This is a genomic window from Limnoraphis robusta CS-951 (assembly GCF_000972705.2).
Map to the genome: position 1 here is coordinate 1 of NZ_LATL02000103.1, position 7,598 is coordinate 7,598.

At 40.3% G+C, this 7,598-nt stretch carries 7 protein-coding genes; 5 read left to right on the plus strand and 2 right to left on the minus strand.

Annotation, left to right across the window (positions count from 1 at the left end; genetic code table 11):
• The first annotated feature begins 757 nt into the window (after nt 1-757).
• Nucleotides 758-1,570 (plus strand): hypothetical protein, encoded by an 813-nt coding sequence (locus WN50_RS33325; protein ID WP_046282067.1) that lies wholly within the window; start codon nt 758-760, stop codon nt 1,568-1,570.
• A 1,296-nt stretch (nt 1,571-2,866) separates the two neighbouring features.
• Nucleotides 2,867-3,670: a hypothetical protein gene (locus WN50_RS09540; RefSeq protein ID WP_046282290.1), complete on the plus strand. Its 804-nt coding sequence runs from the start codon at nt 2,867-2,869 to the stop codon at nt 3,668-3,670.
• A gap of 352 nt (nt 3,671-4,022) precedes the next feature.
• On the opposite strand, the gene WN50_RS09545 is transcribed toward WN50_RS09540, so the two are convergent.
• Nucleotides 4,023-4,448, minus strand: a complete 426-nt coding sequence (locus WN50_RS09545; RefSeq protein WP_046282289.1) for a Fur family transcriptional regulator — start codon at nt 4,446-4,448, stop codon at nt 4,023-4,025.
• A 268-nt stretch (nt 4,449-4,716) separates the two neighbouring features.
• Here WN50_RS09545 and WN50_RS37110 point away from each other — a divergent pair, with 268 nt between their 5' ends.
• From WN50_RS37110 to WN50_RS32025, 3 genes are all read left to right on the plus strand, one after another.
• Nucleotides 4,717-5,418, plus strand: a complete 702-nt coding sequence (locus WN50_RS37110) for a rubrerythrin family protein (RefSeq protein ID WP_046282288.1) — start codon at nt 4,717-4,719, stop codon at nt 5,416-5,418.
• Nucleotides 5,419-5,552: 134 nt separating this feature from the next.
• On the plus strand, nt 5,553-6,287 hold the full coding sequence (locus WN50_RS09555; RefSeq protein ID WP_046282287.1) for a glutathione peroxidase: 735 nt from the start codon (nt 5,553-5,555) through the stop codon (nt 6,285-6,287).
• 22 nt (nt 6,288-6,309) lie between these two features.
• Nucleotides 6,310-6,492 carry a glutaredoxin domain-containing protein gene (locus WN50_RS32025; protein WP_281062874.1) on the plus strand — a complete coding sequence of 61 codons (183 nt, stop codon included), beginning with the start codon at nt 6,310-6,312 and terminating at the stop codon, nt 6,490-6,492.
• 528 nt (nt 6,493-7,020) lie between these two features.
• Here the strand turns inward: WN50_RS32025 and pyrF are convergent.
• Nucleotides 7,021-7,598 (minus strand): orotidine-5'-phosphate decarboxylase (gene pyrF / locus WN50_RS09560; RefSeq protein ID WP_049558908.1); only part of this gene is annotated, 578 nt, incomplete at its 5' end.

Below are 7,598 nucleotides of genomic sequence, written 5' to 3' on the forward strand. Positions count from 1 at the left end.
GATAAGTGGGACTTTTGTTGAAAAATACCCGGTTTCTTTGTTCCCCCGTCTAATTTCTCTGCTACTGAAAACTCAACTCTAACACATTTTAAATTAATTTCAATTTTTCCAAATCTAAGTTCAATTGAAGCAACCCTCAGACCAACTTATTTATAGTTTATCTGTTTAATCCGGCTTAACCGCCAATATTCAGAGGATAGAGGCAGATTTTGCAGAGCAATCATCGGTTAAGTATTGAGGCGATGGGGGTGTGTTTAGAAGGATTTTGTGCAATCTCAAGCCAAACCGTTTGAAATGTATATTTTTCTACTCAAACATCGTCTTGTCACAACAATTTCACAGGAATTTGATAATCTTTGGTCTTTAGGTAAGCCGATCTAAATTTACTCAAGCTTTACAAAAAAAGTTGGAATTTTTAAATTACTATCTTGTTTTTAGGTGGTTGAGCAGACTAAGCTAAAAATAACCAATCCATGAAGACCATCCATTAATTTAGGAAGATCAGCAAAGCATCAGCTAGACGTTTGTCCTAGCTATAGAGATTTTTTGTGAGTCAAAGTGCATCTATACAGATAGGTAGACCCGTTAAAAGTTCAATAAATTAACACTTCGGAAAGCTTGAGAATTCCTTGAAAAATGAGAGTTTCAACTCTCTTCAACAACAACCGGGCTAACCTAAAATCAAAAAATTTAGCCGAACACCGAAAAACTGTCAGGGCTTTTCAGAAATAAAAATAAGGTAGTATTAACATCAGTCATGCTTAAAAAATTCCAGCAGCGTTTAAATCTAGTTTTGGGTTCAATCTCCGTTTTCGCTACGTTAACCCTCACGGCTTCACCCAGTCTTGCATACACTTTTGCTCGTTCAGCTATCCAGGGTTATTTAGATTGGTTTAGTCACGATCCTTTAAGCACTGAAACCTTAACCGATGCGGAGATTTTTACTTTCGCAACTAACGGTTCAGTTGACGCATCGGCAGCAACGAACGCGATCTTCAATATAGAAATTCCTCCTACTTCTGCACGCAACTTTTCTGTGGCAGAAGCCTCTGGATTCGGACAAGAATATATCGGTATTGCCAACAGCCAAGCTGCTGTTATTGGGCTTAACTTTTTTATTGAAGCCGGTTCAACATTCTCTTTTGATTTTGGATCACGGTTTCAACTGGAAACCGCTAGTGACAGTCCAGTCGGTAAAACCGCCATTGCTGAGGGTAATATGTTCGTCTTCCTCTTTGAGGATTCTACCGAACAGATGATTGATTTCTTCACGATTTCTGGACGGATAGAAACTGCGGGTAACGATGACTTTTTTGAGATTAACAGCAGCGATAACTTTACCTCTTCAACGGCGTTTACTTCCGACGCCGACTATGGGCATAATCTCAAGTTGATGGGTGGGCTTTATTTCGGTGAATTTTCTCGATACTTTAGTGAAGATACCTCTTTAACTTTAGTCGAAATCCAAACTAACTATGCTATGGTCAAAGCACCTGAACCTTCGAGTTTTGTGGCTTTCTTTATCTTTGGTGTCACAGGGGTTGCTTTGAAAAAGCGCAAACAATCCTAACTTACTCTGATATCAAGCGAGGCGGGTTTATACAGTGAACAGTAAACAGTAAAAAAACTGCTCACTGAAAAAACGGGTGACGGGTAGAGGCAATTCATAANAAAAAGCCGCCCCTACAAAAATGATATTTCTTGAACGGACAAAATCTAAAATCTCAAACGTCAAGGGGATAATCACATCTCCTTTTTTTATACTTCAAAGTATTTTTCTACTCCTCCGTACAGCGATCGCTACTTGAAGAAGAATACATCCGTCAGAATACATCCGTCAGAATCAATCAGTGGGGGATTGGGACCCGCCACTGATTGTAGACCCCTAAATAGAAGATTTAGCGGGGGTCTTCAACCCAATTATTCATCTGCCACTCGCACAGAATTCAATTCTGAATTCTGGCTCCTGACTCCTGAATTCTGTTTGATAATAACAGTGGCGAAGAAAGCGGAAATGGGGATAAGTGGGACTTTTGTTGAAAAATACCCGGTTTCTTTGTTCCCCCGTCTAATTTCTCTGCTACTGAAAACTCAACTCTAACACATTTNGATAAGTGGGACTTTTGTTGAAAAATACCCGGTTTCTTTGTTCCCCCGTCTAATTTCTCTGCTACTGAAAACTCAACTCTAACACATTTAAAATTAATTTCAATTTTTCAAAATCTAAGTTCAATTGAAGCAACCCTCAGACCAACTTATTTATAGTTGATCTGTTTGATCCGGCTTAACCGCCTATATTCAGAGGATAGAGGCAGATTTTGCAGAGCAATCATCGGTTAAAGATTGAGGCGATAGGGGTGCGTTTAGAAGGATTTTATGCAATCTCAAACCCAACCGTTTGAAATGTATATTTTTCGACTAAAACATCATATTGTCACAACAATTTCACAGGAATTTGATAATCTTTGGTCTTTAGGTAAGCCGATCTAAATTTACTCAACCTTTACAAAAAAAGTTGGGATTTTTAAATTACTATCTTGTTTTTAGGTGGTTGAGCAGACTAAGCTAAAAATAACCAATCCATGAAGATCATCCATTAATTTAGGAAGATCAGCAAAGCATCAGCTAGACGTTTGTCCTAGCTATAGAGATTTTTTGTGAGTCCAAGTGCATCTATACAGATAGGTAGACCCGTTAAAAGTCCAAGAAATTAACACTTCGGAAAGCTTGAGAATTCCTTTGAAAATGAGAGTTTCAACTCTCTTCAACAACAACCGGGCTAACCAAAAATCAAAAAATTTAGCCGATCACCGAAAAACTGTCAGGGCTTTTCAGAAATAAAAATAAAGTAGTATTAACATCAGTCATGCTTAAAAAATTCCAGCAGCGTTTAAATCTTGTTTTGGGTTCAATTCCCGTTTTGGCCACGTTGACCGTCACTTCTTCACCCAGCATAGCAGCGACTTTTGCTTCTTCCTCTGCTAACGCTTTTCTACACAGCTTTAGTCACGCTCCTTCCAGTGTTGGCACTTTAACAGATGGTGAAGTTTTTACTCTCAGTACCGATGGTTCGGTGTATGCGAGCGCAGATTCTAACGCTTTCTTCGCCCAAATACATCCCTTTGCATTCAACTCTTCTTTTGCCTTAGCAGAAGGAGATGGACAAAAATATGTAGGGATTGCAGAAAGTGAAGCTGCTGTTATTGGTCGTCAATTTTACATTGAAGCAGGTTCAACATTTTCTTTTGATTTTCTGTCATCCTTGGAACTGGAAACCTCTATTGAAAAACCTCCCGGTGAAGCTGCAATTGCTCAGGGTAATATTTCATTCTTCCTCTTTGACGATTCAACCCAGAAACCCATTGATTTCTTAACCATTTCTGGACGGTTAGAAACTGCGGGTAATGATGACTTCTTTGAAGTTCAAGCCAGTGATGGCTTTAATTTTTTATTAGATTATTCCGAACAAGAATTTGGGGGAAATCAAGAATTCATTACTGCGGAATATTTGGGTGAATTTTCTCGGTACTTTAGCGAAGACACTTCTTTAACGTTAGTTGAAGTGAAAACCAATGCTGTTTTAGTCAAAGCACCCGAACCGTCTAGCTTTGTCGCTTTCTTTATCTTTGGTGTTACAGGTGTTGCTTTGCGAAAGCGCAAACAATTCTAACTGAGCGATCGCCATAACTGCATATTGGAAAAACCCGGTTTCTTTGATAAACCGGGTTTTTAATTGCGATTTTTAATCCCTAAAATCATAATATTTCTTGAAAGCGGGGCGGGTTTAAACAGTGAACAGTGAACAGTGAACAGTGACCAGTCAACAGTCAACAGTGATAACTGATAACTAATAACTAATAACTGTAAACTGTAAACTGTAAAAACTGGTCACTGCATAACTGTAAACTGTAAACTGTAAAAACTGGTCACTGCATAACTGTAAACTGTAAACTGTAAAAGCTGGTCACTGTATAACTGTAAACTGTAAACTGTAATCAACCCGCCCCTACAACAATATTTGTCTAAGAATTTGTACAGCGATCGCATTCACCTTTAATAATCACTTCATAATTTTCAACGCGAATCCCTTCTGGAAGTCGATCTAAGGGTAAATTACTAAAAGTTTCCCAGTCAATATCTTGAATAACGCCACAAGTTTGACAGCAGAAATGATGATGGGCTTCGACTTTCGCATCATAACGAGTCACCCCTTCTTCTAACAAAACTTCCCGCACTAACCCCACCTCTCGCAACACCGATAACGCACTATAAACCGTTGCTTTAGAAGAAATCGGCAAATCGCGGTTAACATCAACCAGAATTTCCTCAACAGTCGGATGATCAAAACGAGACAACAGGTTGGCGTAAACCGCAAAGCGTTGAGGGGTGATCCTCAGTCCCCTTGCTCGCATTCGCTCTTCTATTTCTTTACTGGCATTGCTAACCATGATGCTTTATTTATATGGCTTTCCTTAGCTAGATTATATCACATCTAAGGAAAGACGGTACATTATCTTTGTTTTAGTTTTTTACTTGACATTTTATTAAATCAGAATTATTCTGAGATAGTAAGGAATCAATCAAACCTTTACATCCTCAGAGGAGAACACTATGGATCTGTCAAACTCCAACACCGCGAAAAACCTAGAAGCCGCATTTGCNATTCTGAGATAGTAAGGAATCAATCAAACCTTTACATCCTCAGAGGAGAACACTATGGATCTGTCAAACTCCAACACCGCGAAAAACCTAGAAGCCGCATTTGCAGGCGAGTCTATGGCAAACCGCAAATACTTATTTTTTGCAGAAGTAGCGCGTCAATTGGGAATGAGCGATGTCGCCAAACTGTTTCGGGAAACCGCCAACCAAGAAACCGAACACGCCTTTGCCCATTTCCGCCTCATTCACCCAGAGTTAGTCGTCAAAGATGCTTCTAGCCTGAGTGAAGACGAGAAAAAAGCGATCATCTCCCGGTGTTTGGAGTTAGCCATTGAGGGCGAAACCTACGAATACACCACCATGTATCCCGAATTCACAACCCAAGCCCGTCAAGATCGCGATGACAAAGCCGTTGCAGAGTTTGAAGAACAAATCGCCGAATCCCGTGAACACGCCGGAATTTTCCGCAAAGCCGCCCAAAACTTCGGCTTCCTCACCTCAATTGAAAACCATCACGCCAACCAATACACCGAAGCGTTAAAGGCTTTAGATGGCGTAGAACCCGCAGCAAAAAGTGCCAGTAGCGGCAAATGGATTTGTAAGCAATGTTCAATGATTTACGATCCAACCGAAGGCGATCCAGATTCTGGAATTGCAGCCGGAACCGCCTTTGAAGACATTCCCGAAGATTGGTATTGTCCCATTTGTGGGGCGAGTAAAAAATCTTTTGTTCCCTACGAGCAAGCGATCGCTGCATAATAACAGTGGCGAAAAAAATGGTAATGGGGATAAGCGGGACTTTTTTAGAAAAATACCCAGTTTCTTTGTCCCCCTAACCCCTTTCCCAACTCTGGAAAACTCAACTCGAACACATTTAACAGGAGAAAACCTCTATGCTAGAAAATCGTGAAGGCCAACGAGTTCCCGATGTCACATTCAGAACCCGCCAGAATAATGAATGGGTTGATATTTCTTCTAATGAATTGTTTGCTGGTAAAACAGTAATTGTGTTTTCCCTTCCGGGTGCCTTTACTCCAACCTGTTCTTCGACTCACCTCCCCGGTTATAATGAATTGGCTCCCGCGTTTAAAGCCAATGGCGTTGATGATATTGTTTGTCTTTCTGTTAATGATGCCTTTGTCATGAATGAATGGGCAAAAAGTCAAAAGGCTGAAAATGTTAAACTCATTCCTGATGGAAATGGCGAATTTAGTGAAAAAATCGGAATGTTAGTCGATAAAGCCGATTTAGGTTTTGGCAAGCGCTCCTGGCGTTATTCAATGCTGGTAAAAGACGGTGTTATCGATAAAATGTTCATCGAACCGGAAGTTCCCGGCGATCCTTTTGAGGTATCGGATGCCGAAACAATGCTCAACTATATTAACCCCAGCGCCACTAAACCGAAATCCATTACAATGTTTAGTAAAGTGGGTTGTCCCTACTGTATCAAAGCTAAATCAATGCTGAAAGAACGGGGTTGGGAGTTTGAAGAAATTCTCCTCGGTGAAGATATTTCAACTCGTTCGATCAAAGCGGCTACAGGCGCAACTTCAACACCGCAAGTTTTTATAGATGGAAAATTAATTGGCGGTTCTGATGCTTTAGAAGAATATCTGAAATCTAATTAATCGATTTTATNGTCCCTACTGTATCAAAGCTAAATCAATGCTGAAAGAACGGGGTTGGGAGTTTGAAGAAATTCTCCTCGGTGAAGATATTTCAACTCGTTCGATCAAAGCGGCTACAGGCGCAACTTCAACACCGCAAGTTTTTATAGATGGAAAATTAATTGGCGGTTCTGATGCTTTAGAAGAATATCTGAAATCTAATTAATCGATTTTATCCCGGATAAGAGCCTTGGGAATGTCACTTAAAAAAGGGACTGTGATGATTTTTAAATTGAGAATATTCTAGAGATATCCTTCTCAGGGTGTTCACTCAAAGAAGAAATCACTCAAACAAATCCTTGATCTGTTTGTTTGGTATCTTTTCTCAAACTTAGTAGTCAGATCAGTCACGTTTTCATAGCTCTCTGTTTTAGAATAGAGAAATTCATTGATTTGAGTTTCTCTATTTTTATCGGGATATGGGATTTAAAAAAACCCGGTTTTTTCTTATATGGGATTTAAAAATCTGTCTCCCCTCGCGGTCAAGAGGGTTGACAAAGGGGGGCGAATGCTGGTAAATTATGAATAGTATTTTTTATAATCGGATCTAAGCAAAAATATTTTTTTCACAACCATCCCATTATAAGATAATCATACCCGTAGCCGAGCCAAAAAGTCAAGAGGGTCTGGCGAAAAAAAACGCGAAATTTCGAGGGAAAAAAAGTTTGAACGCAAAAATCTTTCTCCCGTCTGTTTAAGAGATCTCCTGACAAATGCGTTGTAAGGCAGCTAGGGGGTCTTCTGAGGCGGTTATCGGGCGTCCGATGACCAGGTAATCAGCTCCGGCTTTAAAGGCTTGAGAAGGGGTAAATGAACGCTGTTGATCGCCTTTTTCTGCCCAACTGGGTCGAACTCCCGGACAAACTAACAGGAAATCATCCCCACAGGTTCGGCGTAATTGTTCGACTTCCTGGGGAGAACAAACCGCCCCCGCTAACCCACTTTCTTGGGCGAGTAACGCCATTTTCAGGGCATATTCTGGGAGTTTTAAAGAGATGTTTAAATCAAAGGCTAATTCACGAGAATTCAGACTGGTTAATAGAGTAATTGCGATTAAATTTGGGAGGGGTTGATTGGCTGCATTTGCTCCCTCTATTATAGCATTTTGAGCCGCTTTTAACGCCACTTTTCCGGCGGTTGCATGAATGGTGATTAAATCAACCCCATACTTTGCGGCTGACCGACAAGCGCCTGCTACAGTATTGGGAATATCGTGAAATTTCAGATCGAGAAAAATTCGTTTTTGTCGTTGTTTCAGTTGGGTAAAAATTT

Excerpts from the sequence above, each read along its gene's own strand:
- WN50_RS33325 (WP_046282067.1), top strand. The coding sequence starts at position 758 with ATGCTTAAAAAATTCCAGCAGCGTTTAAATCTAGTTTTGGGTTCAATC.
- WN50_RS09540 (WP_046282290.1), top strand. The coding sequence starts at position 2,867 with ATGCTTAAAAAATTCCAGCAGCGTTTAAATCTTGTTTTGGGTTCAATT.
- WN50_RS09545 (WP_046282289.1), bottom strand. The coding sequence starts at position 4,448 with ATGGTTAGCAATGCCAGTAAAGAAATAGAAGAGCGAATGCGAGCAAGG.
- WN50_RS37110 (WP_046282288.1), top strand. The coding sequence starts at position 4,717 with ATGGATCTGTCAAACTCCAACACCGCGAAAAACCTAGAAGCCGCATTT.
- WN50_RS09555 (WP_046282287.1), top strand. The coding sequence starts at position 5,553 with ATGCTAGAAAATCGTGAAGGCCAACGAGTTCCCGATGTCACATTCAGA.